The following is a 26,064-nucleotide window of genomic DNA, read 5'->3' as shown; positions in this document are numbered from 1 at the left end:
ATCCTCCGTGTATACTGGCGCTGAGAGGTGAGAACGGATGAAGGTTTTGCGAGTGGTTTGGCAAGTGTTGTTGTTGACCGTATTGAATGAAGCGGGAGGATGGGTCGTGCAAGCCTTGCAGATTCCGATCCCGGGCAGTTTGATCGGGCTGTTCCTGTTGTTTGCGCTGCTGAAATCCAAAGTGATCCGCGTGGAATGGGTGGAGGCGGGCGCGACGTTTCTGCTGGCGGAGATGTTGTTGTTCTTCATTCCGTCCTCTGTGCAGATCGTGGACTTTGGTGCAGTGGTGCAGAAAAGCGGCGTGCAACTGTTGCTGGTGATCGTGTTCAGCACGGCGACGGTGATGGCGGTTGTGGGACTTGTCACGGAAAAAATTGTGCGCTGGAAAAAGGGGGGACGCAAGTGGAAACAGGGTACGCAGTCCTCAGTTTAATCCTCACGGTGTTCGTGTACATCGGCGCGAAAAAAATGCACCGCCGCTGGACGTACGTGTGGTTCTCGCCGCTTGTGGTGGCGCCGATCGTGTTGATTTTGTTCGTCAAGGGTTCAGGGATCCGCTATGAGACATATTGGAGCGGGTCGCAATGGATTTCCGATTTGCTCGGTCCCGCGACGGTGGCGTTTGCCGTACCGCTGTACAAAAACTGGGAGATCATGAAGAAGCACGCCGTGGAGATTGTGACGTCGTGCTTGGCGGGGATTCTGATTGCGGTCGGTTCGACGTGTTTGTTTGCTTGGGCGGCGCACTTGAGTCCGATGCTGATCACAAGTCTTGCGCCGCGTTCGGTGACGACGCCGTTTGCGATGGACATCTCGTCGCGGGTGGGCGGGCAGTCATCGTTGACGGCCGTGTTTGTGATGGTGACGGGGATTACGGGCACGGTGATCGGGCCGTGGTTGCTCCGTCAACGGGCGCTGCGATCCTCGATCTCGCGCGGTGTGATGCTTGGCGTCAGCGCCCACGGCGGCGGCACCGCCCTCGCGTTCACCGTCGGCCCGCTGGAAGGCACGGTTTCCTCGCTGTCGATGATCTTGACGGCGGTGGTGAGTTTGGGGTTGATTCCGGTGTTGTTGACTCTGTAATGAAAAAAAGCACTCTCGGCGCGGGCCGGGAGTGCTTTTTTGTTTGCGCCGGGGAGCAGGATTTTCCATTAGGTTTGAATAAATAGTATGCAGAATCAGCAAACTGCCAGGTAGCAGTTTTTGCTAAGGAGGTCGGGCTTGCGTGAATCAGATCCTCGAAGTGAAGATCGAGAGCTTTCGCGGGATACGTGATCTGCATCTAGAGGGTCTCGGAGCCGTCAATTTGATTGTCGGCGGGAACAACACGGGGAAGACCAGCGTGTTGGAGGCCTTGGAGTTGCTGTGTAATCCGTTAAGTGTGGAGCAGTTTATTGAGACCTCTATGGGTCGGGATCGGATGTTAGATTCACCAGTGGATGTGGATAGCTCTGTGGAGTGGCTTTTTCCGCTTTTGATAAAAAGCAATCAAGAGGGAGAAGGACCAATTGATAGAGACTTCATTCGTTTAACTGCTGTGATTCAAGGAGAGGAGCATAGCTATACTGCATCCTGCTTAGGACCATTTCGACTAGGGTGGAGTAGAAACGGAAATTTTGAAAAATCACTCAAGGTTAATATTGAACATTTGCGAAGTGATCAACTCTATAAATGCGTATTTCTTACAAAAATGTTGATGGAAGAGGAGTACTCCAAACCTATCTTAGATACCAAAATGGTCACTCCGGTCGATCACCGTATGCTTCCTATTGCTTCAAAATCCCTTACTGAGTCCTTTCAGTCTGACAAAGCAGGGCTGGTTCAACTTTTGCAGATATTTGATAAAGATATCATAGGTGTTGAAATTCTCTCCCCTGACGGTGAATCCGCTATTCCGCACGTGCAACATCGTACGAAATCATACATTCCCGTCTCCGTCTACGGCGATGGCATGCGCCGCGTGCTCACGTTGGCTTCGGCGGTCATTCGCGCCAAACGAGGCGTATTACTTATCGACGAAATGGAAACAGCACTCCACCCGCGCATGCTTGCCAAAGTTTTCTCTTGGCTGGTCGATGCCTGCGCCCAATATGACGTGCAGGTCTTTGCTACCACGCACAGCCTTGAAGCCATTGACGCGGTGCTCGAAACTTATGTAGACATTGATCTCGACACAGAGGACGTTTCGCTTGATCGCTTGGGCGGAGTGGTCGGCTATCGACTGGTGCAACAAGAAAACAACACCACCGCCAAACGCTTTGCAGGCCGCGACCTCTACTCGCTTCGACATGAATACGGTCAGGATGTGAGATGACATGAGATACCACTATCTCGTGGTGGAAGGACCGCATGATGCTGCCGCAGTCGGCAAGATCCTCGAACTTTTGGGAGCACGTCAGATCAAAAAACTTATGACCCTGACCAAGTTGGATGTAGAGCGATATCTCGAACATCTGACCAAGCTTGATTTTCCGTACAACGACGATATGACCGAACGGATACCGGTTCCGCTTTTTTTCCGCTATGGCGATTTGGAAGACCTCGACCTGATCGCCGTTCATGCTGTGGGCGGCGAGTCCGCGCTGGTGAAGACGATGGCCGCCACCTTGTCCAATCTCGATGACAACGGGGATCGGTTCACTTCGTTGTCGATCATGGGAGACGCAGACGGGAGAACACCGAGCGAAGCGATGGCGTACTATCAGGAAAAACTTCAGGAGCTTCCGTCGCCATCGAGCGTCATGGCACATTTCGCGAACTTCCCGTCGCCGGGACTTGTCATAGAACGCAGGCAACGCATCGGCGTCTATGTCTTACCTGACAATGAAAAGACAGGGACGCTCGAAACGGTCTTGTTGGAATGCGCCGCGGCAACTTCTCAAGAAATACAAGCCGAGGCAGAGAAGTATGTAGATCGTTTTTCCAGTTGGTCAGATTCCAAACGGGACAAGGCAATCGTCGGTTGTATGAACAACTTGCTCCGCCCTGGAACCTCCAACACCGTTTCTATCGCCAAGGACGACTGGTTCTGCCCTGACACCATGAGCCTTTCAAGCGCCGCGAAACTTCAGTATTTTTTGAAACAACTCCTGGGACTCGAACCCTGTTCCGCAGAAGCATAAGAAAAAGGAAGGCTGCCATTCTGGTATCATCTCCGGCAGCCTTCCTTTTTTACTTCAACACCAAATCATACAACTGCTTCCCGATCATCAACACGCTCACACAGATGAACAGCGGTTTGACATACGACGCGCCCTTGCGGATGGCGACGCGGGAGCCGACCAGCGCGCCGAGAATCATGGCGACCGCCATCGGGATGCCGTACGCGTAATTGACCAGACCGAGCGACATGAACGTGACCATGCCCGCCAAGTTGCTGCCGAAATTCAGCACTTTGGAGTTGCCTGCCGCTCCCACGAAGTCAAACCCGAGCGTGAGGAAGATGAACAGCAGGAACGACCCCGTCCCCGGCCCGAAGAAACCGTCGTAGAACCCCATGCCCAGCGCGGCGAGCGCACCGAGCACGGCGACTTTTTTCGTCAGGCCTTTGTATGTCGATTGGTCGCCCCAGTTCTTGCGAAACAGCGTGTAGATCGTGACCGCCACCAGCATCACGATCACGATCGGCTGCAAGAAGTCGGACGGAGTGATCTTCACCACCAACACCCCGGCCGCCGATCCGAGCAACGACAGCGGGAACAGGTACTTCACCAACCCGAAGTTCACTTTGCCCGAGCGGATGAACGACACGGTGGACGTGAACGACGACAGCGTGCCCGCCAGCTTATTCGTGCCCAGCACCACCTGCGTCGGCAATCCGGTCAACAGCAGCGCCGGAACGGAAATCAAACCGCCTCCGCCGACCACCGAGTCCACGAACGACGCGACAAATCCTGCCGCCATCACAAACAGCAGCATTCCCAACGAAATATGATCCCACATGCACATTCTCCGTTCTTTGCAAAAAAATAAGCTCTCTCCCTACTTCCATCTCCATCGCCAAAAACCTTTCGAGAAACGAAAAAAAGTCCCTTCCAAGTGTAAGGGACTCTGTCGTCTTATTCCAAAGGAAACCTCGCCATCAGCGCAATCTTCAAGTCTTGGGTCATCTTGCGGACAAACCCGAACGACGTCGATTGGAGGTTCTCGCGGTTGATTTTCATGTTGTGGGTATGCACGTTCACAAAGCCGAGGATGCTGTAATCGCCGATCGGACGCTGGTCGTTGCCCGTGCCTTCGCCCGCTCGCAGCGGCCCGTTGCGCAGCTCGAATGTGCCGATGTTGGCTTCAGGGCCCAGACAAGCATCGATGGCGATCACTTGCTTGTTGACAGGCAGGCTGTTGACAATCGTGTGCAAATTCACGCCGTGGCAGGGCGCGTCCAGGGTGCCGATGACGTTGTCGTAGCCGGCTTCTTGCAAGTACGTGCCGAGCAGCGGCCCCAAGCAATCGCCGGTGGCTTTGTCTGTGCCGATGCAGAGGAACAAGATGTCGCGGTTCGTCATGTCGTTCGGAAAAAACTGAAACAGGCGTTGTGTCAGGTCTTTGCGGCCTTGGATCTTTCGAAAATTCTTCGCGAGCATTTCCATGCGATCACCTCTATTCCCAAGAATAACATCTTCTTGTAAGCGAGAATAGGGGAGAACTTGAGTTGCGGTCAAATGATTCCCCTATCTTCCTCAGCCTATGCAACAACCGCTTACGACGCACGAACAGGCATCTCTGCCGGGGTGCCTTTTTCTTGTACTTTTAGAAGAAGGTGATCTACAGAACTATGACTTCCTGCCCGTGTCGAAACAGAATCGTAGTACAAACGTAACAAGTTTGCAACAGGAGAACCCCCACAAACGGGCAAATCTGACTATTCAACAGTTCTGATTCCTTGGTTAAACTAAAATTATAAACTAGAGAACCTACAGATGGGAGTTCTGGGTGATGCAGATCAAAGTCCGCGTCTCGGATTTGACCGAGAAGCAAATTGTCGCGACGGATCTCTATACCCCGGATGGCGTGCTCATCCTTGGAGCGGGTACCGTACTCAATGAAACCCGCATACAGCGCTTGCAGGACCTCGGCATCGTCGACGTCTGGATCGAGCGCGAGAACTGCAAAACGTTAAACCCCGGCCACCACTACCTCCATCCGGAATTGACGTTCGGCTACGACCTCGCCGCCCGCGAGTTGGGCGAGATCTTCGACCAGGTCGTTTCCACCAAGCAAGTTCAACTCATCGACGTGATCGCCACCCTCCAGCGCTTTGAAGAATCGTGCGAGGTCGAAAGCAACCCGCTGTGCATCTTCGTTTCCTTGCTCAACGAGGACGATTCGCTCGCTCATCATTCTCTGCGCGTGGCGATGCTCGCCAAACAACTGGGAGCATGGCTCGGGCTTGACCCGGACGCAACCGCCGAACTGCAATTGGCAGGCGCCTTGCACGACATTGGAAAAACACAACTGCCGCGCGACCTCGTGCGCAAACAAGAACGTTTCAGCGAGGAAGATGAGATGCTCTATCTGACGCATCCGACGCTCGGCTATGAGATTTTGCAAAACTCGCGCTTGCCGGAACGCATCGCGCTCGTTGCTCAAAACCATCACGAAACACTCGACGGACTCGGCGATCCGTACGGGCTTGACTGCGACGAGATCGACCTCTACTCGCGCATCGTCGCGGTCGCCAACGAATTTATCAACTTGACGTCGCTCACCCCGCACACGTGGAGCGTGAACGTGTACCACGCGATCGAAGAGTTGACGAGCCTGTCGTACGGCAAACTCGACCCGCGCGTGGTTTGGCAACTGACGGAGCATCTGAAAACGTACTTTATCGGCAACACCCTCGAACTGAGCGACGGCACCACCGGACAGGTGGTGTATGTATCGCCGTATCAAGTGACCAAGCCACTGATCCGGACTGGCGACGTGTACCTCAACCTCACAGAAGTGCGACATCTCAGCATACGCCGCGTCCTCTCTTGGTGAAGGAAGGGAGAAAAACACTATGGCGAACACATTCCGCCCTCGCAAAGCCCGCCAGTTGGCGCCGGGCAACACTTTTTCGGAAACGGTCTTTTTGTACTACTTGATTCGGCTGTACGACCAGACCAAGCAAAACAACGACAAACCGGACATCGCCCGCTACATCAGCGAGTACCCCAAAGTCAAAACCGAACTGGAACAAAGCGTGCTCGACCGCGCTTCCTATTCGAAAAAACTCGGGTGAGAATCCGCCCCCAAAGCCCTGCCGGCCCGCGCCGATCAGGGCTTTTTTGCATACCGGTCGTGAGCACAATGCACACAATGCGCGTTATTTCGAGAATGTATTCGTCCGAACGTTCGGGATGCTATACTCGCCTCAACAGATGAAAGCGTTCTCACAAGGGGGTACATTCGAAATGCAAGCTCAACAATCCTCCGGCGTGCCGTTGTCGCTGCAACCGCATAGCACGCTGCAGAAAATTCTTCAGTTCAAAGTCGGAATCGTCCCGCTGTTCATGTACGTGCCGATGCTGATCTTGACGTACATTCTCATGCTCGGGGGCACGCTGCCCAAGGACATGCTGGGCGCGATCTTGATCATGGTGATGTTCGGCTTCGTGCTCGCGGAGATCGGCAACCGGATTCCGTATTTCAAAAACATCGGCGGCTCGTCGATTCTCGCGACGTTCTTCCCGTCGTACATGGTGGCACACCATCTGTTGCCGCAGATCGCCACCGACACGGTCACGACGTTTATGAAGTCGACCAACTTTCTCTATGTGTACATCTCGATTCTCGTCGTCGGCAGTATCTTGGGGATGAACCGTCAGATTCTGATCAAAGCGTTCCTGCGCATGCTGGTGCCGCTGCTGGCGGGGACTCTCGTCGCGATGGGCGTCGGAGTCGGCGTCGGTTCGCTGCTTGGACTGGGTGTTTATAAAAGTTTCTTCTACGTCGTGGTGCCGATCATGGCAGGCGGCGTCGGGGAAGGCGCCGTTCCGCTTTCGATTTCTTACGCGGCCATTCTCAAATCCACGCAAGACGCGCAACTTCCGACCGTTCTGCCGGCCGTCATGCTCGGCTCGCTCTCGGCGATCATCCTCGCCGGACTGCTGAAAAAACTCGGCGAGCGCAAACCGGAGTGGAGCGGCAACGGCGTGCTCGTCAAATCGGGCAACGACAAAGAACTGCTGGAAGCCGCAGCCGGTGAGAAACGCTCGATCTCGCTTCCGCATATGGCGGCGGGCGCGGCGATGGCGATCGCCATGTATCTGTTCGGCGGGTGGATCAACAAGATGACCGGTTTGCCCGCACCGATTGTCATGCTGTTCCTGGCCGTGCTGATCAAACTGACCGGCAAATTGCCGAAAGACTATGAAGACGGCGCGTTCATGAGCTATCGTTTCTTCGTCACCGCAGTCACGTTCCCGCTGTTGATGGGCGTCGGCGTCGCGATGACTCCGTGGAGCTCGCTGATCGCCGTGCTCAACCCGGCGTACTTGATCACGATCTTCTGCACGGTGCTCGCGATGATCACCACCGGTTTCTTCGTCGGCAAATGGATGAAGATGTTCCCGATCGAATCCGCCATCGTCACCGCTTGTCACAGCGGTCAAGGCGGAACGGGCGACGTGGCGATCCTCACCGCGTCCGATCGTCTGATGTTGATGCCGTTTGCGCAAGTGTCCACGCGAATCTTCGGGGCGATCACCGTCACGACGGCGGTTGCGTTGCTCAGCTACTTCCACTAATTGAAACCGCACGCAAAAACGAAAGCCAAAAAAACCGCTTGCCCTCACTCGCAGGGCAGGCGGCTTTTGGCATAGATTGCGTTTTTTACTTCACCGGGCGGTAGACGCGTTCGGGACGGCCGACGACGCCGTAGGAAAGTTCCGCCCGCGCTTCGCCTTGGGCGACGAGGTATTCCAGATAGCGGCGGGCGGTGGAGCGGGACGCTCCGATCTTGCGGCCGATCTCGTCGGCGGACCAACCGGTATCGTCGAGCGCGGCGAGGACTTTTTCCAGCGTCAGTTTGTCGATGCCCTTGGGAAGCTGCGTGTCTTTGGCGACAGGGTTTGCAGCGGCCCCGTGGAGCAGGCGGTCGATTTCCTCTTGCTCGATGCGCGGCCGCTCCGCTTGCAACTGCTGCAAGCGGCGGCGGTAATCTTTGTAATGCTGGAGAGAGCGTTGAAAGCGGTCGAACACCAGCGGCTTGACCAGATAATCAAACGCGCCGCCGCGCATCGCTTCGCGCACGGTGTCCACTTCCTTGGCGGCGGTGATCGCGATCACATCCGTTTCCGGGTGTTCCTCCTGCATCCAGCGCAACAGGTCGAGTCCGTTCATGTCCGGGAAGTAGATGTCGAGCAACACCAAGTCCGGTTGCAGAATTTCCAGCTGTTCTTGCGCTTGCACGCGGTCGGTGGCGACGCCGACCACGCGGTAGCCGGGGATTTTTTCTACGAAGCGGCGGTTGACTTCGGCGACTTTGGGGTCGTCTTCCACGATCAACACTTGCAAATCCATCAAGGTGAGATCACCTCCATTTGGGAATCGCCACCGTGAACACGCTGCCGACGGGATGGTTGGCGGTGCAGGTGACATAGCCGCCCAGGTCGGCGGCTGATTTTTTGACGAGGGGGAGACCGAACCCGCGATGTTCGCCGCCGGGCTTGGTCGAGTACCCGATCTCGAAGATGCGCTCCACATCCGCTTCCGACACGCCGGGTCCGGTATCTTCGACTTCGAGAATCAAATCGTCGCCGATGTCGGTGAGAAACACGTTGACGAGCTTGGGCTCGTGCTCCGACATCAACACCGCTTCAAGCGCGTTGTCGATCAAATTGCCCAAGATCGTGACCAACACGTTGCGGTCGATGTGCTCCGGCAGTTCGGTGAACGTGCTGTCCGGGTCGACGTTCAACTGGACTTTCATCTCGTTGGCGCGGTTGTATTTGCCGATCAACAGGCCGCCGAGAATCGGATCGGGCACTTCCTTCATTAAAAACTGCACGAGGTGCAGGTGAATGTTCGACTCATGCGTGATCAAGTCGATCGCTTCTTGGTACGATTCCAATTGAATTAACCCGGAGATCGTGTGCAGTTTGTTGGAATACTCGTGCGTCTGCGCCCGCAGCGAGTCGGCGTAGCGCAAGACCTGCGACAGTTCTTCGGTGAGTTTGGAGAGCTCCGATTTGTCGCGAAACGACGCGACCGCCCCGATCACCTGCCCGCGCGGGTTGTACACAGGAATGCGGTTGACGAGCAAGATGTCCTCGCCCGCGATCAGCTCCTCGTCATGCAGGGCATGGCCGGAGCGGGCGACTTCCAGCAAGCGCGTGTCGGGCAAGACGTCGAGCAAGCGGCGGCCGATGATCGATTGATGCTGCGGCAGATGCAACAGCGGCAGGGCGGCGGGGTTGGCGGTCGTGATCACGCCGTCTTGGTTGATCGCGAGGATGCCTTCGCGAATCGATTCGAGGATCGACTGTTTCTCTTGGTACAGACGTCCGATCTCGCGGGGCTCCAATCCCAAGATCGATTTCTTCACTCCATTGGCGATCATCACAGCACCCGCCAACCCGACGAGCAGCGCCAGAGCGCTGAGCCAGATGATGCGGTTGCGGTCGATTGCGTTGAGCTTGTCGATGTCTTGCAGCGAATAGCCGACGGAGACCAGCCCCAGCACGTTGTTGTGCTCGTCCAGAATCGGCACTTTGCCGCGCAGGGAGGGTCCGAGCGACGCGGTGGCGACGGTGATCGTTGTCTGGCGGTCGCGCAGCACTTGCGTCTCGTCCTCGCCCCCCATCTTCTGCCCGATCATCGCGGGGTTGGGATGGGAAAAACGAATGCCGTCCGAGTTGGCGACGACGATAAATTCAGCCCCCGCCTGGGTGCGGATGCGTTCGACGAGCGGCTGAATGATCTCCTGCGGGCGCGGTGTCGCCAACGCGTTGCGAATGTCGGGAATCTGGGCGATGGTGTTTGCCAGCGTTACGGCGCGCACACCGATCTGCTCCTGTTCCGTTTCGGCGTGCAAGCGCTGGGTGCGCCATGCGAACACGCCGAGGATCAGCAGGAGCAGCGAGGTGATGAGGAGGATCAGTTTGGTTTGCAATCTCACACGGAATTCCTCCCTTTGGGTTTTATCTTACCGAACCGCGCGACGCTTGAGCAAATCCTGTGGTATACTGAATGAAATTTTGGAAAAAAAGGGATGAGACACGAGCATGGCACGCGGTACGATCCTCCTCTTAAACGGCACATCGAGCGCAGGAAAGAGCTCGCTGGCAAAGCATCTGCAAAATCTGAACGAAGAACCGTACTACCACATGCAGGCGGATCAGTTTTGGGACATGGCGCCGGAACGCGCCTGTGACCAAGACATTCCGTTGGACGAGCGACGCCCGCTGATTCTGGCGCTGCACGAGAATTTCCACCAGTGCGTCGCCGCGGTCAGCGACATGGGCCGTCCGGTGATCGTCGATCATGTGTTTGAAGGCAAATCGTGGCTGGTCGACGCCGTGCACCGCTTGGCGGACTATCCGGTGGTGTTTGTCGGCGTGCATTGCCCGGTCGAAGAGTTGGAACGCCGCGAACGCGAGCGCGGCGACCGCATCATCGGGCTTGCGAAGTATCAAATGGACATCGTGCACCAACATGCGGTGTACGATCTGGAAGTCAACACGCACACCGAGACCATCGCCGAATGCGCCGCCAAGATCATGGAGTTTGTGCACAGCGGGCGCGAGGGTGTGGGCGTGAAGAAAACGTTGCAAGCGCTGCAACAAACCCTGCAAGCGTAACGGAAAAAACACCGCGAAAAGGAACAGTCAGCCGACGCGACCACGACGGCTGACTGTTCCTTTTTTGCGTGGAAGCTCTATAAGCTGGCGAAAAAGTCAACGCACGTGCGGAGGAACCGCTCTTCATACTCCTCCAACACCTGCTTGCGGTGGAGCAGATAGGTCGGCCGTTCGAGGAAGATCGGCATGGGGATCTGCACGAGTTGTTGCTTGGCGACTTCTTCGCGGACGGTGGAAGCGGGGAGCAGCGTCACGCCGATGCCCTGCATGACGATCCGCTTGATCCCTTCGATGGAATCCATCTCAATTTGCCGCCGCACCCGCACGCCGTATTGCACCAACTCCCCGTCGATCCGTTTCCAAAACGGCGAGTTGCCCGCAAACGAGATGAACGGCTCCGCTTCGAGGTCGAACAGTTCCGCTCGCCCCTGCACCGCCAGCCGATGCTCCGGAGCGGTCAACAGATGCACCGGATCGGACTTCAGCGCGTGGCACTCCAGCGCCGCATGGTGGATGGGAGCGCCGGTCATCCCGATCTGCACTTCCTCGTCGAGCAACATCTGAAAGATGTCGTTGGACTTCCCGTTGCGGCAGAGAATTTCCACGTCCGGCTGTGCTTCGACATACCGTCCGAGGATGTACGGCAGTTGGTACGACCCGATGGCGGACGCGGCGCCGATCGCCAGCCGCTTGCTGCCGGCGTTGACGGTGGCGAGCAAGTGGTAGCTCTCTTCCACGTTGCGGCGTATCCGCTCGGCATACGGCACCAACAGACGGCCTTGCTCGGTGAGTTGGACGCCGCGGGAAGTGCGGGTGAAAAGCGGACAGCCGACTTTTTCCTCCAAGGACTTGATTCGCATCGTCACGGTGGACTGCGAGAGAAACAGCGCCTCCGCCGCTTTGTTCAAACTTTGCTCGGCGACGACGGCGAGAAACGTTTCCAGTTCTTTGATCTCCAAAAAAATGTGCACCTCCGCCTGCGCCTTTGTCCCTTTCGGCGTGTCCTCCTCTTGCATACCATGAGGAGAATCGAGATGAAAGGGGGGGAACTCATGTCGAATCAATGGAGAAGTCAAGCAAGACAGATGATGGGGCAACCGATCGTCGTGCGGCAACAGGACGGGCAAGTCACCCAAGGAATTCTGCGCAAAGTGGATGACCGCGGGTTGCATGTCCAACCGATGGGCGGCGCGCGATTTGCTTCTGTGATGAAACAAAAAGCGAATGGTGCGATCACCCAAGCCGTTGCGAATGAAAAGGACGCACCGGAGACGGAACAGGTGTTTTTTGCCGCGTGGTTTTTGATTTTGTATGCGTTGATCGCAGGTCTCTGGGCGTGGGGCGCGTATCCGGGCTATGGATATGGCCGCGGTTACGGCTACGGCGGATACGGCGGCTACGGATACGGTCCTGGGTACGGTGCAGGATACCGACGACGGGGCTTGTATTGGTAACGGGAGCCGCCTGACGATTCAGCCGATACACAACTGTGTATCGGCTATCGGTTTTTCTAAATTCTGCTATGGGGAACTTCTATTTCCATCATAACACCTCTGCGCCGTATACTACAGCTAGAACCTCATCTCGGAAAGAAAGCGGGTGTCTTCCATGAGAAACGAAGGAAGCAAGGACCAAGAGATCAAAGACCAAGTGCGCGACTACTTCAGCAAAACCGCCGAGAACTACCTCGTCAAAGGCGAGATCAAAGAGCCGGACTTGCTCCATCTGTTAAAAACTCTGCCCCTGACCGGTCGGGAACGGATGCTCGACATCGGCACGGCGACGGGGCGCACGTTGATGGCGTTTGCCCCGCACATCGGCGAAGGTGCGGGACTTGACTTAACGCCGGCGATGTTGGAAATCGCCGACCGCGAATCGAAAGCGGCAGGATTGACCAACTTGACGTGGCAGGAGGGCGATGCGGAGAACATTCCGTTTGCCGACGACAGCTTCGATCTGGTTTCCGCCCGCATCTGCGCGCATCACTTCCCGGAGCCGGGGCGCGCCCTCGCGGAGATCGCCCGCGTGTTGAAGCCGGGCGGCCGCTTGCTGTTGATCGACAACTACGCGCCGGAGCACGACCGGGCCGATGCATTTATCAACCGGATCGAAATTCTGCGCGATCACTCGCACGTGCGGGAATGGAAGCAAAGCGAGTGGAAGTCGTTTTTTGAAAAAGCGGGCCTGTCTTTCACCGTCGATTTTGAGTACCGCACGCTGCATCCGCTGGGCGCGTGGACCCGCAAATCGCATACGCCTCCCGAGATCACCGCGCAAATCGAGCAAGATCTCATCGCGGCGGCGCAAGACCCGGAGATCCGCGACCTGTTTGAAATCAAGCAATCGCCTGAAGGCGAGTGGTCGTTCCAGTTGTTCAAAGCGTTGATGATCGGAGTGAAGCCTGCCCGGTAAGGGTGGGCTCTTTTTTTGCCGAGGGGATGATACAATAGGAGGAAGAGATTGGAGTGGGAAGTGGAGAAAGGGAGAGGGCCGTGAGAGTTGCGCGCTTGTTTTACGAGTTTATGATTCTGTTCGTGGTGCTGACCTACGCCATTATCATTTTTGCGGATCCGCAAGACCATCCGTTTTTGACCAAGTCGTTCGTGCAGGATGTGGACTATTGCATGATCGCGTTCTTCGGCGTCGAGTACCTCGTGCGGCTGTGGCGGGCGGAGAACCCCAAGAAGTTTATCCTGACGAACTGGTTTGATTTGCTCGCGATGATTCCCTTTGACGTGCATTTCCAGTTGGCGCGGTTGATGCGCTTGATTCGCTTGGTGCGGATCTTGCGCGCGTCTCCGATGCTGTGGGGTGTCGTGTCGTCGAAACAGATGCGCATGATCATGGTCTTCATGCTGGTGATCGTCGCGTGGAGCTCCGTCGGCATCCTCTTGCTGGAGTCCGGTCACAACAAAGGCATCCAAGATTACGGCGACGCAGTCTGGTGGGCGATCGTCACGATGACGACGGTCGGCTACGGCGACGTGTCTCCGGCGACGGAGGGCGGGCGGATCATCGCGGTGTTTTTGATGTTCACGGGGATCGGATTGATCGGTACGTTCACCGCGAACTTGGCGAACCATTGGGTCGGCTTCAACCATTCGCAACAGGTTCGCGAAGCGGAGCCGGACGACAACCGCGTACGCGCCCAGATGAAAAACGCCGCGATGCAATGGCTCTACCGCATCGAAACGCTCAGCGACGCAGAATACCGCCAACTGCTGAACGTCATGGAAGCGTTGCGCGAAGGGGACAAGCGGGATGAAGACAAGGACAAGCCCGCTTGAGCAACCGGTTTGACGCGCCGTCCCTGCAGAAAACCGAAAACACCCGCTTCCTCAGATGAGGAGCGGGTGTTTTTGACGACTCCTAGAAAGTCGCGTCAACCGAATCAGTTGTGGACGAGGTCGTGTCGGAATCAATTGTGGTTCCTGTTTGTTCGGTCGTCTGTTCAGCCGTCATTTCGGCCAAACTCGGATTGAATGCAGCGAACTCCAGGTCAGGATAAGCCCAACGCGCCACGTTTTCCACGTGCGGATGCGGGGCAAACGCAAACAACAACGCCACAACACTCAGGGATGCCAGCAGTTTTTTCATAGGTGTTCAGTCCCTCCTCTGAAACAAATCCTCAAAAGATGAAGATGTAGTGTCCGTTTGTAAATATAACTGAAAATAACGCATGACGGCAAGCGAATCTCCAAGTTCAGAATAATGTTTCATTAGATACAGGTACCCGCGGGTCTTCCAGTCTCGCTCCACGATGTCCATCGCCAGCACGTCCTCTAGACGCTTCAGATCGTTCGCGGTGTAGGCATGGAACAAATAGAGATACGCCAACTCTTTCGGACGTTGCCGCAAGCTCGGTTCGTACGTCTGGATCAGTTGGAGGGCGGCATCCAAGTCACGAAGTTGGATTCGGGTCTTCACCAACGCTTCCACGGCGTCCAAGTGATAGGAAGTTTCCGGGGAGAGGTCTTGCAAGGAGGATTCCAAGTAGTCGGCAGCGTTTTGATAGTTCTCTGTCAAGTATTCGACTTGTCCGATGTTGAACTGCACCCGGGCGATATACTCTTGGTTGCCGGCTTCCCGGTACGCGGTCAAGGCGAGCAAAAACAGGCGTTTCGCTTCCTCGTGGTGACCGAGCTCCGACTGCACCACGGCGCTGGTGAGATAGGTCGCGCCCTCTTTGAGCGGATCATTCCATGTGAAGCTTTCTGCACGCTTCACGATCTCCGCCATTCCGTTGAAGTCAAGTAACATCCCAAAGGTGATGGAGAGGTTTCTCGTAAAGCGGAACATCCGCTCGGAATCTTGGTAGGCCGTGGGAATCGTTTCATAAACCCGGTACGAACGCAACAACGCATCGTGCGCTTCCTGCAGCTTTCCGGCCGCGTAGTAGGCGCGCCCGACCCAATTGTATGCATCCGCACGCTCGGTCGCCCCCAAAGAGCGTTCGGCGATTCTCTCAGCCAGCGCGATGGACGCTTCAGAATCTCCCTTGGTTGTAAGTAACTCGTGCAAGTGTTCGATTTCGTCAACCAGATCCTCTTGCAGCAACCGCGCCACGGAAATTCCCAATCCCTTGGCGATTTGCTGCAGATCTTCCTGACTCGGCTCGAGGTTGCCATGCAAGATGGCGAGCAGTCGCTGCGGCGGGAAGTGAATCCGATTCGCGAAAAAACCGACCAGATACGCCGCACCTTTCTCATCTAAAATTTCTTGAATTCGCCTCCCGATGGGAATCCGTTCGATCACGGCGTTGCTTCTCTCAGTAGTTGTCATCTTCTTTCCCACCCCTGCTAGCTATTCCTTACTAACTGTGACACATCCTATTGTCGAATTCAATAGAATTTTGTCGGAGGAGACGTCGACTTACACATGCATGATCCGCACCCCCGCCGGGCATTCTAACGGCGGGGAGGGATGTCCAATGGCACTGAAAGCAGACGCAAACCGCAACGAGAACACGTACAACCCGAACACGCCGCACCCGCAGCGTCCCGAAAACCTCGCGAAAAGCAAAAACAAATCGCGCAACAAGTAAGGAATCGCACCTGCCGCAGCTGTGTCGGCAGGTGTTTTTTTTCAAAGATCCCGGCGCTTCGAATAAAAAACGCGCAGGAAGCCATCCTACTTCTTGGGATTTCCGAGAGTGCTTCTAGATTACCAAAACATGGAACGCATGCAAACCCTCCTCGGTGGCATTCTATAGACACAATCACAGAGAGGAGGTGACACACATGGCGAACAACAACTCGAACCAAGTCCTCGTCAACGGTGCCGCACAAGCGCTGGATCAAATGAAATACGAGATTGCTTCCGAGTTCGGCGTGAACCTGGGCGGTGAAACCCCGTCCCGTCTGAACGGTTCTGTCGGAGGCGAGATCACCAAACGTCTGGTTGCGTACGCAGAGCAAGCTCTGTCCGGCGGCCGTCGCTAATCATCTTCCTCTAATTAAATAGCACGAACTTTCGCGAGGGGGTTTCCTTATAAAACGAACCTCCCTCGCCTCAAAATCTCACTGGAGGTGGCCAATCATGGCAAACAACAACTCGAATCAAGTCCTCGTCAACGGTGCAGCACAAGCTCTGGACCAAATGAAATACGAGATCGCTTCTGAGTTCGGTGTGAACCTGGGTGGCGAAACCCCGTCCCGTCTGAACGGTTCCGTCGGCGGCGAGATCACCAAGCGTCTGGTGGCGTACGCAGAGCAAGCTCTGTCCGGCGGCCAACGCTAATTGTTTCAGAAAGACCCGGGCCTGGGCGGTCCGGGTCTTTTTTTCCCGCCTGCAGGTTTTGGGTTGCTTTCCTGTCTACCTGTACTTTCCAGCCCAAAAACAGTGTATGAAATGGACGTTCCCGACCATACTAACCTCACAACCACAGAGGAGGTGACACACAGTGGCAAACAACAACTCGAATCAAATCTTGGTCAACGGCGCTTCTCAAGCATTGGACCAAATGAAGTATGAAATTGCTTCCGAGTTCGGCGTCAACCTGGGTGGTGAAACTCCTTCCCGACTGAACGGGTCGGTCGGCGGTGAAATCACCAAGCGCTTGGTGGCATACGCAGAACAAGCGCTGAGCGGCCGCCGCTAATCGAAGTGGTACATCTTACAACGCATCACGAAAGCTTCTTCGCATCATACTACAATCACATCCCATATAGGAGGTAGAACACAATGGCAAACAACAACAACTCGAACCAAATCCTGGTCAACGGTGCAGCACGCGCTTTGGATCAAATGAAATACGAAATCGCTTCCGAATTCGGTGTGAACCTCGGCGGCGAAACCGCATCCCGTCTGAACGGCTCCGTCGGCGGCGAAATCACCAAGCGCCTGGTCGCATACGCAGAGCAAGCTCTCTCCGGCCAACGCTAAAAACTTCATAGACTAAAATCAGAGCCTCCCTGCACGGGGAGGCTCTTTCCTTATCCCCCTCAGGTCATCAGAGCACGCTCTTCCCAAGTTGACTCTTACGACGCTTCCGTTACAATAAAGAGACGATTTTCAACAAGTGACGGAGGTTGTACACTCATGAGCCAACTTACTTCGGCTGCTTCTATCGTCAAGGGGTTGAACCCTGAACAGAAACTTGCCGTCGAAACGACCGAAGGCCCGCTCTTGATCTTGGCCGGGGCCGGTTCCGGTAAGACCAGTGTCATGACCCGCCGCATTGCGTACCTCATGCACGAACGCCAAGTGGCGCCGTTCAACATCTTGGCGATCACGTTTACGAACAAAGCCGCCAAAGAGATGAACGAACGGATTCAGAAATTGGTGGGGGATAAAGCGGAAGATTTGTGGATGTCCACATTCCATTCCATGTGCGTGCGCATCTTGCGGCGCGAGGCGGAGCGGATCGGTTTCAAAAACAGCTTCACGATCCTCGACCCGGACGATCAAGTGTCGACGATCAAACAATCGATGCTCGATTTGAACCTCGACATCAAGAAATTTGATCCCAACCAAATTCAATGGCGCATCTCCGCCGCCAAAAACGAACTGCAAACGCCGGACGATTTCGCCAAAACCGCGGGCAAGCGCCTGCAGGACATCGCGGCGGCGCAAGTGTACCGCGTCTACCAGCGCAAACTGCAAGAGTGCAACGCGATGGACTTTGACGATCTGATCATGAAGACGGTCGATCTGTTTGAAACGCAGCCGGACGTTTTGGAGACGTACCAGGACAAGTTTCAGTACATTCACGTCGACGAATACCAAGATACGAACCGAGCGCAATACAAAATGGTCAAGCTGCTCGCCTCCAAGTACCGCAACCTCTGCGTCGTCGGCGACGGGGACCAAGCGATCTACGCGTGGCGCGGGGCGGACATCTCGAACATCTTGAATTTTGAAAAAGACTACCCGGAAGCCACCGTGATCAAACTGGAGCAAAATTACCGCTCCACCTCCACGATTTTGGATGCGGCGAACGCCGTCATCCGCCACAACCAAAACCGCAAAGACAAAGCCCTCTGGTCGGCAAAAGGGCAGGGCGAGAAGATTTCGATCTACCAAGCCCTCGATTCGGAAGACGAAGCGCAATATCTCGTCCAGCAAATTCAAAATCATGTCGCCAACCGGGGCAAGTACAGCGATTGCACGGTGCTCTACCGCGCCAACGCCATGTCCCGCGTGATCGAGGAAGCGTTTTTGCAAGTGCCGATTCCTTATAAGTTACTCGGCGGCTACACGTTCTACGACCGCCGGGAAATCAAAGACATCATGGCGTATTTGAAATGCTTGACGAATATGGAAGACGAAATTTCGTTGCTTCGCATCATTAATACACCGAAGCGCTCCATCGGCAGCGGCACGATCCAAAAGCTCTTGAATTTTGCGCATGACGAAGACCTGACCCTGCTGGAAGCGATGGGACGGCCGGAAGACAACGGATTGCCGGACAAAACGGCGCAGACCTGCAAGGAATTCCACGACATGATGAAATACCTGCATCTCTGCCAAGAGGGTTTGTCGGTCTCGGAATATCTCGAAGAAGTGTTGGAGAAGACGCAATACCGCCAAATCTACTCCATCTCCAACAAAGAAGAAGACCAGATGCGCTTGGAGAACATCGAAGAGATGTTCTCGATCACCAAGTCGTTTGACCGCCGCCGCGGCGGTTCGGTCGCCGACTTCTTGGCGGAAGTGTCGCTGCTCTCCGACAACGACAAAGAGAAGGACGAAGATGAGGATTCGGTGACGATGATGTCGCTGCACGCTTCGAAAGGGCTGGAGTTTCCCGTCGTGTTCATCATCGGCTGCGAAGAGACGATCTTCCCGCACATGCGCTCGATGGACACGCCGCAGGGGATCGAGGAAGAGCGCAACTTGGCGTATGTAGGCATCACCCGCGCCAAGGAGAAGCTGCACATGTCGCACTGCGCCGAGCGGACGCTGTTTGGCAACACGCAGCGCAACGACCCGTCGCGCTTCTTGGACGAGATTCCCGAAGAGTTCAAAGAGACGCTGCTCGGCACCAACGACGTGCCGGATTCGGAGTGGAAAGTCGGCAACATGGTCATCCACCCGCAGTTTGGACAGGGGATCATCCTCGACAAGCGCGGGGCGGAAGAGACGCTCGAACTCACGATCATGTTCCACGCCAAAATCGGCGAACGCAAAGTGCTGCCGCGCTTTACCCGCCTCAAAAATGCCTGATGCTGCAAGCCCGGACGCGTTCCGGGCTTTTTCTCTGCTTGTTGAAATTTTTCTAAAAAAGAGTATTGTCAAAAGACTCTGTGACTGGTATAGTTTGATCGTAGTCAAATATTGCAGAAAAATTACAGAGAGATTACGCATCTGTTACGTTCTATCTAGATAAGGGGGAACTATACCATGAAAGCAAAATCTTGGCTGAACATTGGCTTGGCAATGACCATGCTGGCTTCCGTAGCTCTCGTCGGTTGCGGCAGCAAAGACTCCGACAACGGCGGCTCCAAATCCGCCGACAAGCCGGACGCAACGCAAGAACTGAACCTTGCACTGTCCGACGAAATCCCGACCATGGACATTTCGAAGGCGACCAACTCGATCTCCTTCACCCTGTTTGCAAACGTCAGCGAAGGCCTGACCCGTCTGGACAAAGACGGCAAAGCTCAACCGGCGCTCGCAGAGAAATGGGATGTTTCTCCGGACGGCAAGACCTATACCTTCCATCTGCGCGACGGCATCAAATGGGTGAACGGCGACCCGATCACCGCGAAAGACTTCGAATACTCCTGGAAGCGCACCCTCAACCCGGACACCGCGGCTGAGTACGCGTTCATGGTGGCTTGGATCAAGGGCGGCGACGCGTACAACCAAGGCAAAGGCTCTGTTGATGAAGTCGGCGTGAAAGCTCAAGACGACAAGACCCTCGTCGTAACTCTTGAGAACCCGATTCCGTTCTTCGCAGAACAGATGGCGTTCCCGATCTTCTTCCCGCAAAACGAGAAGTTCGTAAAAGCTGCCGGCGACAAGTACGGCGCGGACGCAGACAAATTCCTCTCCAGCGGTCCGTTCAAGTTCACCTCTTGGGTGCATGAGCAATCGGCGACCCTTGAGAAGAACGACACCTACTGGGACGCTTCCAAAGTCAAGTTGACCAAAGTCAGCTACCAAGTCGTCAAAGACTCCAACGCGGCGCTCAACCTGTACGAATCCGGCCAGCTCGACCGCACCGGTATCGTTCGCGACCAAGTTGACAACTACAAAGACAAACCGGATTACTCCACCCAACCGGAGTTGACCACCGGCTATATCCAATACAACCAAAAAGTCCCGGCTCTGCAAAACGCGAAGATCCGTCAGGCTCTGACCTACGCGATTGACGGCGACCAATACGCAGACGTTGTGTACCACAACGGCACCGTCGGTGCGACCGGCTACACCCCGAAAGGCATCTCCAACGGTCAAGGCGGCGACTTCTCCAAGGACGTCGGCGATCTTATCAACCGCAAAGATAACAAAGCAAAAGCAAAACAACTGCTCCAAGAAGGTATGAAGGAAGCCGGCATTACCGAATTCCCGAAAATCAAGCTGATGTCGGACGACGGCGACGTCGGCAAGAAATCCACCGAGTTCCTCAAGGAACAATGGCGTCAAAACCTCGGCATCGATATCGACATCGAGACCGTTCCGTACAAACTGCGCCTGCAACGTTCCCACTCGCACGACTTTGACATGGTCGTTTCCCTGTGGGGCGCTGACTACAACGACCCGATGACCTTCCTCGACATGTTCGTCACCGGCGGTTCCTTCAACGACCCGCAATGGTCCAACCCGGCGTACGACGACCTGATCAAGAAGGGCAAGACGGAAGTCGATCCGAAGAAACGCATGGGCTACCTGTACGACGCAGAGAAGCTTCTCATGAAAGAGATGCCGATCGGCCCGCTGTACTTCCGTGCGCGCGCATACGTAACCAAGCCGTACGTCAAAGACTTCCAATGGCGTGTATACGGCCCGGACTACGAGCTCAAAACCACCTACATTCAAGGCAAGTAATTCCTTTGTTCACACAAAAAGTCGCCCGCAGGCATGCGGGCGGCTTTTTCTGCTTTCTGCCGGTTTTTTTCGGTCTAGATCAGCACGATCACGGGATTTTCGTACCAAGATTGCAACGCGGTTTCCAACTGATCGGGGCTTGAAAATCGCTCGGTGCGCCCGTGTTCGTTGGTGAACGTAATCGGTTCTGTCCGGGCATCGACGGTGTAGATCTGCCCGTCGATCGAGAGCTGAAACAACTCCCGGGCCTGCAACCGATTCTCCAACTCTTGCATCCAATCCATCCGCAACAACCTCCTTTGCCACGTTAGTTTGTCTCGTGAGGTTCTTTTTTACAACTTCGTGACGTAAAATGTTGTAGATGAATGTTTTTAGATGATATTTTATTGGTTTTTTACAGATTCTCATGGAATTTTTAAGTACTTGATTTACTCGATAGTCCATGCTATATTGTCGTTGTAGACAAAATAGTCTCAAAAAACAGAAAAGAGATACAATTTTTAGGGGGTTCGAAAAGATGAAAGCAAAGAAGTGGTTTGGTATCGGTATGGCGGTAACCTTGCTGTCCAGCGTGGCGCTGGTAGGTTGCGGCTCGAAAGACACTGCAAGCGACACGAACAGCGGCGATGCGGCTAAGCCGGCGGAAGCTCAAGAAATCAACTTGTCACTTGGTGACGAGATTCCGTCCCTGGACTCTTCGAAAGCAACGGACAACATCGCGTTTAATATGCTCGGCCAAGTCATGGAAGGTCTGACCCGTCTCGACGCCAAAGGCAAAGCCATTCCGGGCGTTGCAAAGGACTGGAAAGTTTCCAGCGACGGCCTGACCTATACGTTCAACCTGCGCGACGACGCTAAATGGTCTGACGGCACCAACGTGACCGCGAAAGACTTCGAATATGCGTGGAAACGCACCCTCGACCCGAAAACCGCTTCCCAATACGCGTTCATGCTCGCGTGGGTCAAAGGCGGCGAAGCGTACAACCAAGGCAAAGGCACGGCGGACGAAGTCGGCGTGAAAGCGAAGGACGACAAAACCCTCGAAGTCACCCTCGACCATCCGGTTCCGTTCTTCGCAGAGCAAATGTCCTTCCCGCTCTTCTACCCGCAGAAGCAGGAATTCGTGCAGAAGCAAGGCGACAAGTACGGCGGCGACGCAGACAAAGTTCTGTTCAACGGGCCGTTCAAGATGACCGCTTGGGTGCACGAGCAATCGGCAACCCTCGTGAAGAACGACAACTACTGGGACAAAGCCAATGTGAAGCTCGACAAAGCGAACTACCAAGTCGTCAAGGACTCCGGGGCGCTGGAGAACCTCTACGAATCCGGCCAGCTCGACCGTATCGGTCTCGTGCGTGACCAAATCGACCGTTACAAAGACTCCAAGGAATTCGGAACCGTTCCGGAATTGACCAACGGCTACTTCCAATACAACGAGAAAAACAAACTCTTCACCAACGCGAACATCCGCAAAGCGTTCACCTACGCAGTTGACGGCGACCAATACGCGGACATCGTCTACCACAACGGCACCAAGGGTGCGACCGGCTTCGTTCCGTCCGGCACCTCGAACGGCAACGGCGGCGACTTCCGCGCTGACAACGGCGACCTGATCAACCGCAAAGCGAACGCGCCGAAAGCGAAAGAGTTCCTCCAAAAAGGTCTGCAAGAACTCGGTCTGACCGAAGTTCCGCACGTCAAGCTGCTCTCCGACGACGGCGACGTCTCCAAGAAAGCATCGGAGTTCGTGAAGGAACAATGGCGTCAAAACCTCGGCATCGACGTCGAGATCGAGAACGTACCGTTCAAACTCCGCCTGCAACGCACCACCGCACGCGATTACGACATCGTCCTCTCGCTGTGGGGCGCTGACTACAACGACCCGATGACCTTCCTCGACATGTGGGTCACCGGCGGCGACTTCAACGAAAACGGCTACTCCAACCCGAAATACGACGACCTCATCCACGCTGCTCAGAAAGAGCCGGATGGCAAGAAGCGTATGCAAGCGATGTACGACGCAGAGAAGATCCTCATGGACGACATGCCGGTCGGCCCGGTGTTCTTCCGTGCCTCCGCAGTCCTCACCAAACCGTACGTCAAGGGCTGGGTCACCCACGTCTCCGCTCCGTCCTCCGACCTCAAGGGCGTTTATATCGAAGGCAAGAAATAAGAAGCAAAACTCGACAGGAAACCTCCGCACACGGCGGAGGTTTCTTTTTTCGTTTATAATAGAAAGCGGAGGTGAGACAAGTGGTCGTCAAAGTATCCCTCAAGATGAAAGACGGTTCCGTTCAAAAAGCCCGCGTCACCGATTGCGATTCGGTGGAAGAAGCGCTGGCGTTTATGAAAGAGATGCGTCCCGGCGTTGCGGAAGCCTACGAAGGCTGGGAGCTCGCCGAAGAGTATGAGCAAAAGGCACCCTGAATCAAGGGTGCCTTTTTGTAACTTAAATATTTCGGTTGAGCAAAATTGTTTCAAACATTGCCTATTTTTAACAGGTTTCGGGACTCGAAATGTAGAACTATCACCTGAGAATGAATCTTCGAGACATGTTCTACCCTTCAGATCACATACATAAAGGTAGGGAAAACGTTCGCTCGAAGAGGACGGGGTGAGTGGCGATGGTAAAAGCCAAAACGTGGTACCGCATGGGGTATGTGTTTGAGGCGGTGCTGATCGCAGGCGGACTCTGGGTGTTGTTGCAGCATCCGCTGCACTTGTTTGCAGGCAGTTGGTTCATCATGCTGTTGGGCGCAGCGTTGATGGCGTTGTCGGTCGTGTTTCCGGTCACGTTGCCTTCCATGTTGATTTCGTTGGAATTGGTGTTCACGTTTTACTTCGTCATGACGTATGACACTGCGACGGCGTTGTGGGTGAATTTCTTCGGCGAATTGATCGGAACGTTGTTGTTGGCGCACAAGTCGCGCAAGATGGCGATCTTGACTAATCCGATGTTGAAAGTGATCTGCTTGATGGCGGGTTATGCGGTTTTTTCTTGGATGGAACCGGCGTTGTTGGCACACGGCATGCAGTATGGTGCCGACGTGGTGAAGTTGTTCACGGTCGGTGTGGTCTTTTTTGTCTTTAATCATCTGATCATTCACGTTAATCTGTTTTTGCGGTCGCGCCATTTCTCGCTGAAGACGGGGCTTGTCGCGGTGATGTGGGAGTCGTTCATCTATCTGGCGGTGTTCCCGTTGGCGATGCTTGGCGATCTGCTGGAGCGGAATCTGGGCGCGTATACGCTGTTGCTGTTGGCGGTTCCGGTCGCGGTGGTCACCAGCGTCCTGCGCACGTTTAACCATCTGCAGTGGTCGAACCGCGTCAATTACGCCTGCATTCATCTGAGCACCGCCAAAGACCTTTCGACGATCTACCAGAAAACGTTCCAGATCGCGCAAGACCTCACCGATTCTCCGCAAGCGCTGCTGTTGAAAATGCAACCGGACGGTTCGTACCAAGGGCTGGACCGCGAAGGACGCATCGTGGCGGAAAACATCCGGCACGCGCTGTTGGACCAAGCGGTTCGCGAGCGTACGGTGGTTTCCGTCGCCAAAGCGCGCGCGGAGTTTCGTTTGTTCCCGGAGCTTGAGATGCGCTCGTACATCCTCGTGCCGCTGGTGGGCAAATCGGAAGTGTTCGGCATCATCTGCATGGGGAAGCCGAATTCGTTCGGGTACAAAAGCGACCATCAGAAGCAACTCGGGTTTCTCGCCAACCAAGTTTCGATCATCATGGACCGCAATCATATCTATGAAGAGTTGGAGCGGGCGGCGATTACGAACCAACTGACGGGGTTGTACAACTACCAGTATTTTTACGACCAGTTGGATTTGCAATTTCAACAAGCCAAGTGTAAACGGGAAGACTTGTGTTTGATCATCTTTGATATCGACTATTTTAAGAAGTATAATGATATCTATGGGCACATTGTCGGCGATGAGGTGTTGCGCCAAGTCGCGATGATCGCCAAGTCGGTCTGTGTGCAGCACGGCGTCATGCTCGCCCGCTACGGCGGCGAGGAGTTTGTGGCCATCGGCCGCATCACGGTGGCGCATGCGCAAGAGTTGGCGGAAGAAGTCCGCCGCAAGATCCAAGACCACCAGTTCGTGTACCAAGAACACACCGTCAAGAACATCACGATTTCGGTCGGCATCGCGCATTTGCACGAGCATGACGCGCTGTCGCCGAACGATCTGTTGGAGAAGGCCGACCAGTCGTTGTACTGGGGAGCCAAGGATATGGGGCGCAACCGGGTGGCGGTGTACAGCTCGGAGTTCGATCAGCGTCTGTTCGTCGACGCGTTGACCGGGTTGCACACGATCCACTATCTGCGCCGCAAACTGCGCTCGCTGTGTGAAAACCAGACCCACTTTCCCATGCATTTCCTCTTGGTCGACATCCTGGGCATGCGGACGATCAACGATCAATACGGGTTTGAAGTCGGGAACCGCGTGCTGATCGACGTGTCTTATCTGTTGAAAAACACGATGCGCGGAGATGATCTGATCTGCCGGTACATGGACGATGAATTTCTCGTCGTGGTCAAAGGCATTCCCGAAAGCGATATCGGGATCATCTCGAAGCGGATTCACGACGCATTTGCCAAGACAGCGCTTTCGTCTGTCGGCCAGGTTTCGGTCGATTTGACGGTGGTGTCGATGGCGTCGTCGGAAGAGGAGCCGTATCTGCTTGAGCGCATCGACTCGGCGCGCCGCAGCTATACGCAAGAGGCGGCCGCCGCGTATTTCCGGGATCTGAAATAGTTCGAATGTTGCGAGAG

Annotated in this window: 28 protein-coding genes; 20 read left to right on the top strand and 8 right to left on the bottom strand. The window is 55.1% G+C overall.

The window, feature by feature from the left end; translation table 11 throughout:
- Nucleotides 1-37 precede the first annotated feature (37 nt).
- The 4 genes from EL26_RS10610 (at nucleotide 38) to EL26_RS10595 (ending at nucleotide 3,122) form a co-directional block, all read left to right on the top strand.
- Nucleotides 38-433 (top strand): CidA/LrgA family protein, encoded by a 396-nt coding sequence (locus EL26_RS10610; RefSeq protein ID WP_038088001.1) that lies wholly within the window; start codon nucleotides 38-40, stop codon nucleotides 431-433.
- Nucleotides 403-1,083 carry an LrgB family protein gene (locus tag EL26_RS10605; RefSeq protein WP_038087995.1) on the top strand — a complete coding sequence of 227 codons (681 nt, stop codon included), beginning with the start codon at nucleotides 403-405 and terminating at the stop codon, nucleotides 1,081-1,083. Before EL26_RS10610 ends, EL26_RS10605 begins: the two co-directional genes overlap by 31 nt.
- Before the next feature lie 142 nt (nucleotides 1,084-1,225).
- Nucleotides 1,226-2,314, top strand: coding sequence for an AAA family ATPase (locus EL26_RS10600; RefSeq protein WP_038087993.1), 1,089 nt, complete (start codon nucleotides 1,226-1,228; stop codon nucleotides 2,312-2,314).
- A 1-nt stretch (nucleotide 2,315) separates the two neighbouring features.
- Entirely contained in the window at nucleotides 2,316-3,122 is an 807-nt protein-coding gene (locus tag EL26_RS10595) for a DUF3226 domain-containing protein (protein ID WP_038087990.1), read from the top strand.
- 49 nt (nucleotides 3,123-3,171) lie between these two features.
- Here EL26_RS10595 and EL26_RS10590 read toward each other — a convergent pair whose 3' ends face one another.
- Together EL26_RS10590 and yyaC are read right to left on the bottom strand one after the other, a co-directional pair.
- On the bottom strand, nucleotides 3,172-3,942 hold the full coding sequence (locus EL26_RS10590; RefSeq protein WP_038087987.1) for a TSUP family transporter: 771 nt from the start codon (nucleotides 3,940-3,942) through the stop codon (nucleotides 3,172-3,174).
- Between the two features lie 116 nt (nucleotides 3,943-4,058).
- On the bottom strand, nucleotides 4,059-4,589 hold the full coding sequence (yyaC, locus tag EL26_RS10585) for a spore protease YyaC (protein ID WP_052036242.1): 531 nt from the start codon (nucleotides 4,587-4,589) through the stop codon (nucleotides 4,059-4,061).
- 346 nt (nucleotides 4,590-4,935) lie between these two features.
- Between yyaC and EL26_RS10580 the strand changes: the two genes are divergently transcribed.
- From EL26_RS10580 to EL26_RS10570, 3 genes are all read left to right on the top strand, one after another.
- The gene (locus EL26_RS10580; RefSeq protein ID WP_038087983.1) at nucleotides 4,936-5,982 is read left to right on the top strand and encodes an HD-GYP domain-containing protein; all 1,047 of its coding nucleotides are present in this window, start codon (nucleotides 4,936-4,938) and stop codon (nucleotides 5,980-5,982) included.
- A 19-nt stretch (nucleotides 5,983-6,001) separates the two neighbouring features.
- The gene (locus EL26_RS10575) at nucleotides 6,002-6,223 is read left to right on the top strand and encodes a hypothetical protein (RefSeq protein ID WP_038087981.1); all 222 of its coding nucleotides are present in this window, start codon (nucleotides 6,002-6,004) and stop codon (nucleotides 6,221-6,223) included.
- 172 nt (nucleotides 6,224-6,395) lie between these two features.
- Nucleotides 6,396-7,730: a 2-hydroxycarboxylate transporter family protein gene (locus tag EL26_RS10570; RefSeq protein ID WP_038087978.1), complete on the top strand. Its 1,335-nt coding sequence runs from the start codon at nucleotides 6,396-6,398 to the stop codon at nucleotides 7,728-7,730.
- Between the two features lie 85 nt (nucleotides 7,731-7,815).
- Here EL26_RS10570 and EL26_RS10565 read toward each other — a convergent pair whose 3' ends face one another.
- Together EL26_RS10565 and EL26_RS10560 are read right to left on the bottom strand one after the other, a co-directional pair.
- Nucleotides 7,816-8,505 carry a response regulator gene (locus EL26_RS10565; RefSeq protein ID WP_038087975.1) on the bottom strand — a complete coding sequence of 230 codons (690 nt, stop codon included), beginning with the start codon at nucleotides 8,503-8,505 and terminating at the stop codon, nucleotides 7,816-7,818.
- 10 nt (nucleotides 8,506-8,515) lie between these two features.
- Nucleotides 8,516-10,102, bottom strand: coding sequence for an ATP-binding protein (locus tag EL26_RS10560; protein WP_038087972.1), 1,587 nt, complete (start codon nucleotides 10,100-10,102; stop codon nucleotides 8,516-8,518).
- Between the two features lie 106 nt (nucleotides 10,103-10,208).
- On the opposite strand from EL26_RS10560, the gene EL26_RS10555 reads away from it, so the two are divergent.
- Nucleotides 10,209-10,784 carry a chloramphenicol phosphotransferase CPT family protein gene (locus EL26_RS10555; protein ID WP_052036241.1) on the top strand — a complete coding sequence of 192 codons (576 nt, stop codon included), beginning with the start codon at nucleotides 10,209-10,211 and terminating at the stop codon, nucleotides 10,782-10,784.
- A 77-nt stretch (nucleotides 10,785-10,861) separates the two neighbouring features.
- Here EL26_RS10555 and EL26_RS10550 read toward each other — a convergent pair whose 3' ends face one another.
- Nucleotides 10,862-11,743 (bottom strand): LysR family transcriptional regulator, encoded by an 882-nt coding sequence (locus EL26_RS10550; RefSeq protein WP_161780709.1) that lies wholly within the window; start codon nucleotides 11,741-11,743, stop codon nucleotides 10,862-10,864.
- A 93-nt stretch (nucleotides 11,744-11,836) separates the two neighbouring features.
- On the opposite strand from EL26_RS10550, the gene EL26_RS25755 reads away from it, so the two are divergent.
- The 3 genes from EL26_RS25755 to EL26_RS10535 all read left to right on the top strand — a co-directional run bounded on the left by EL26_RS25755 (nucleotide 11,837) and on the right by EL26_RS10535 (nucleotide 14,071).
- Nucleotides 11,837-12,238: a hypothetical protein gene (locus tag EL26_RS25755; RefSeq protein ID WP_162531433.1), complete on the top strand. Its 402-nt coding sequence runs from the start codon at nucleotides 11,837-11,839 to the stop codon at nucleotides 12,236-12,238.
- Nucleotides 12,239-12,392: 154 nt separating this feature from the next.
- Nucleotides 12,393-13,196, top strand: a complete 804-nt coding sequence (locus EL26_RS10540) for a class I SAM-dependent methyltransferase (protein WP_052036240.1) — start codon at nucleotides 12,393-12,395, stop codon at nucleotides 13,194-13,196.
- A gap of 80 nt (nucleotides 13,197-13,276) precedes the next feature.
- Entirely contained in the window at nucleotides 13,277-14,071 is a 795-nt protein-coding gene (locus EL26_RS10535; RefSeq protein WP_052036239.1) for an ion transporter, read from the top strand.
- A gap of 82 nt (nucleotides 14,072-14,153) precedes the next feature.
- On the opposite strand, the gene EL26_RS10530 is transcribed toward EL26_RS10535, so the two are convergent.
- Both EL26_RS10530 and EL26_RS10525 read right to left on the bottom strand, forming a co-directional pair.
- Nucleotides 14,154-14,381: a hypothetical protein gene (locus EL26_RS10530; protein WP_038087965.1), complete on the bottom strand. Its 228-nt coding sequence runs from the start codon at nucleotides 14,379-14,381 to the stop codon at nucleotides 14,154-14,156.
- A gap of 6 nt (nucleotides 14,382-14,387) precedes the next feature.
- Nucleotides 14,388-15,566: a tetratricopeptide repeat protein gene (locus EL26_RS10525; RefSeq protein ID WP_152559235.1), complete on the bottom strand. Its 1,179-nt coding sequence runs from the start codon at nucleotides 15,564-15,566 to the stop codon at nucleotides 14,388-14,390.
- Between the two features lie 458 nt (nucleotides 15,567-16,024).
- On the opposite strand from EL26_RS10525, the gene EL26_RS10520 reads away from it, so the two are divergent.
- From EL26_RS10520 to EL26_RS10495, 6 genes are all read left to right on the top strand, one after another.
- Nucleotides 16,025-16,225, top strand: a complete 201-nt coding sequence (locus tag EL26_RS10520) for an alpha/beta-type small acid-soluble spore protein (RefSeq protein WP_038087959.1) — start codon at nucleotides 16,025-16,027, stop codon at nucleotides 16,223-16,225.
- A 97-nt stretch (nucleotides 16,226-16,322) separates the two neighbouring features.
- On the top strand, nucleotides 16,323-16,523 hold the full coding sequence (locus EL26_RS10515) for an alpha/beta-type small acid-soluble spore protein (RefSeq protein WP_038087957.1): 201 nt from the start codon (nucleotides 16,323-16,325) through the stop codon (nucleotides 16,521-16,523).
- A gap of 163 nt (nucleotides 16,524-16,686) precedes the next feature.
- Nucleotides 16,687-16,884: an alpha/beta-type small acid-soluble spore protein gene (locus EL26_RS10510; protein ID WP_038087952.1), complete on the top strand. Its 198-nt coding sequence runs from the start codon at nucleotides 16,687-16,689 to the stop codon at nucleotides 16,882-16,884.
- An 83-nt stretch (nucleotides 16,885-16,967) separates the two neighbouring features.
- The gene (locus EL26_RS10505; protein WP_038087949.1) at nucleotides 16,968-17,168 is read left to right on the top strand and encodes an alpha/beta-type small acid-soluble spore protein; all 201 of its coding nucleotides are present in this window, start codon (nucleotides 16,968-16,970) and stop codon (nucleotides 17,166-17,168) included.
- Nucleotides 17,169-17,324: 156 nt separating this feature from the next.
- Entirely contained in the window at nucleotides 17,325-19,451 is a 2,127-nt protein-coding gene (gene pcrA / locus EL26_RS10500; protein ID WP_038087946.1) for a DNA helicase PcrA, read from the top strand.
- 177 nt (nucleotides 19,452-19,628) lie between these two features.
- Nucleotides 19,629-21,278, top strand: a complete 1,650-nt coding sequence (locus EL26_RS10495; RefSeq protein WP_038087943.1) for a peptide ABC transporter substrate-binding protein — start codon at nucleotides 19,629-19,631, stop codon at nucleotides 21,276-21,278.
- A gap of 74 nt (nucleotides 21,279-21,352) precedes the next feature.
- Here the strand turns inward: EL26_RS10495 and EL26_RS10490 are convergent, their stop codons facing one another.
- A complete protein-coding gene (locus tag EL26_RS10490) occupies nucleotides 21,353-21,562 on the bottom strand; it encodes a hypothetical protein (protein WP_038087939.1) in 210 nt (69 codons plus the stop codon).
- A 233-nt stretch (nucleotides 21,563-21,795) separates the two neighbouring features.
- Between EL26_RS10490 and EL26_RS10485 the strand changes: the two genes are divergently transcribed.
- The 3 genes from EL26_RS10485 to EL26_RS10480 all read left to right on the top strand — a co-directional run bounded on the left by EL26_RS10485 (nucleotide 21,796) and on the right by EL26_RS10480 (nucleotide 26,047).
- A complete protein-coding gene (locus tag EL26_RS10485) occupies nucleotides 21,796-23,451 on the top strand; it encodes a peptide ABC transporter substrate-binding protein (protein ID WP_038087936.1) in 1,656 nt (551 codons plus the stop codon).
- Nucleotides 23,452-23,531: 80 nt separating this feature from the next.
- The gene (locus EL26_RS25490; RefSeq protein ID WP_161780708.1) at nucleotides 23,532-23,705 is read left to right on the top strand and encodes a hypothetical protein; all 174 of its coding nucleotides are present in this window, start codon (nucleotides 23,532-23,534) and stop codon (nucleotides 23,703-23,705) included.
- 197 nt (nucleotides 23,706-23,902) lie between these two features.
- Nucleotides 23,903-26,047, top strand: a complete 2,145-nt coding sequence (locus EL26_RS10480) for a sensor domain-containing diguanylate cyclase (protein ID WP_152559233.1) — start codon at nucleotides 23,903-23,905, stop codon at nucleotides 26,045-26,047.
- Nucleotides 26,048-26,064: the final 17 nt, after the last annotated feature.

Source organism: Tumebacillus flagellatus (assembly GCF_000714935.1).
GTDB lineage: Bacteria > Bacillota > Bacilli > Tumebacillales > Tumebacillaceae > Tumebacillus > Tumebacillus flagellatus.
This window is presented reverse-complemented; position numbering and strand designations above follow the sequence as displayed.

Coding starts and splice junctions, on each gene's coding strand:
- EL26_RS10610 (WP_038088001.1), top strand. CDS start 38: ATGAAGGTTTTGCGAGTGGTTTGGCAAGTGTTGTTGTTGACCGTATTG.
- EL26_RS10595 (WP_038087990.1), top strand. CDS start 2,316: ATGAGATACCACTATCTCGTGGTGGAAGGACCGCATGATGCTGCCGCA.
- EL26_RS10590 (WP_038087987.1), bottom strand. CDS start 3,942: ATGTGGGATCATATTTCGTTGGGAATGCTGCTGTTTGTGATGGCGGCA.
- yyaC (WP_052036242.1), bottom strand. CDS start 4,589: ATGGAAATGCTCGCGAAGAATTTTCGAAAGATCCAAGGCCGCAAAGAC.
- EL26_RS10580 (WP_038087983.1), top strand. CDS start 4,936: ATGCAGATCAAAGTCCGCGTCTCGGATTTGACCGAGAAGCAAATTGTC.
- EL26_RS10575 (WP_038087981.1), top strand. CDS start 6,002: ATGGCGAACACATTCCGCCCTCGCAAAGCCCGCCAGTTGGCGCCGGGC.
- EL26_RS10570 (WP_038087978.1), top strand. CDS start 6,396: ATGCAAGCTCAACAATCCTCCGGCGTGCCGTTGTCGCTGCAACCGCAT.
- EL26_RS10565 (WP_038087975.1), bottom strand. CDS start 8,505: ATGGATTTGCAAGTGTTGATCGTGGAAGACGACCCCAAAGTCGCCGAA.
- EL26_RS10555 (WP_052036241.1), top strand. CDS start 10,209: ATGGCACGCGGTACGATCCTCCTCTTAAACGGCACATCGAGCGCAGGA.
- EL26_RS25755 (WP_162531433.1), top strand. CDS start 11,837: ATGTCGAATCAATGGAGAAGTCAAGCAAGACAGATGATGGGGCAACCG.
- EL26_RS10540 (WP_052036240.1), top strand. CDS start 12,393: ATGAGAAACGAAGGAAGCAAGGACCAAGAGATCAAAGACCAAGTGCGC.
- EL26_RS10530 (WP_038087965.1), bottom strand. CDS start 14,381: ATGAAAAAACTGCTGGCATCCCTGAGTGTTGTGGCGTTGTTGTTTGCG.
- EL26_RS10525 (WP_152559235.1), bottom strand. CDS start 15,566: ATGACAACTACTGAGAGAAGCAACGCCGTGATCGAACGGATTCCCATC.
- EL26_RS10520 (WP_038087959.1), top strand. CDS start 16,025: ATGGCGAACAACAACTCGAACCAAGTCCTCGTCAACGGTGCCGCACAA.
- EL26_RS10515 (WP_038087957.1), top strand. CDS start 16,323: ATGGCAAACAACAACTCGAATCAAGTCCTCGTCAACGGTGCAGCACAA.
- EL26_RS10505 (WP_038087949.1), top strand. CDS start 16,968: ATGGCAAACAACAACAACTCGAACCAAATCCTGGTCAACGGTGCAGCA.
- pcrA (WP_038087946.1), top strand. CDS start 17,325: ATGAGCCAACTTACTTCGGCTGCTTCTATCGTCAAGGGGTTGAACCCT.
- EL26_RS10495 (WP_038087943.1), top strand. CDS start 19,629: ATGAAAGCAAAATCTTGGCTGAACATTGGCTTGGCAATGACCATGCTG.
- EL26_RS10490 (WP_038087939.1), bottom strand. CDS start 21,562: ATGGATTGGATGCAAGAGTTGGAGAATCGGTTGCAGGCCCGGGAGTTG.
- EL26_RS10485 (WP_038087936.1), top strand. CDS start 21,796: ATGAAAGCAAAGAAGTGGTTTGGTATCGGTATGGCGGTAACCTTGCTG.
- EL26_RS10480 (WP_152559233.1), top strand. CDS start 23,903: ATGGTAAAAGCCAAAACGTGGTACCGCATGGGGTATGTGTTTGAGGCG.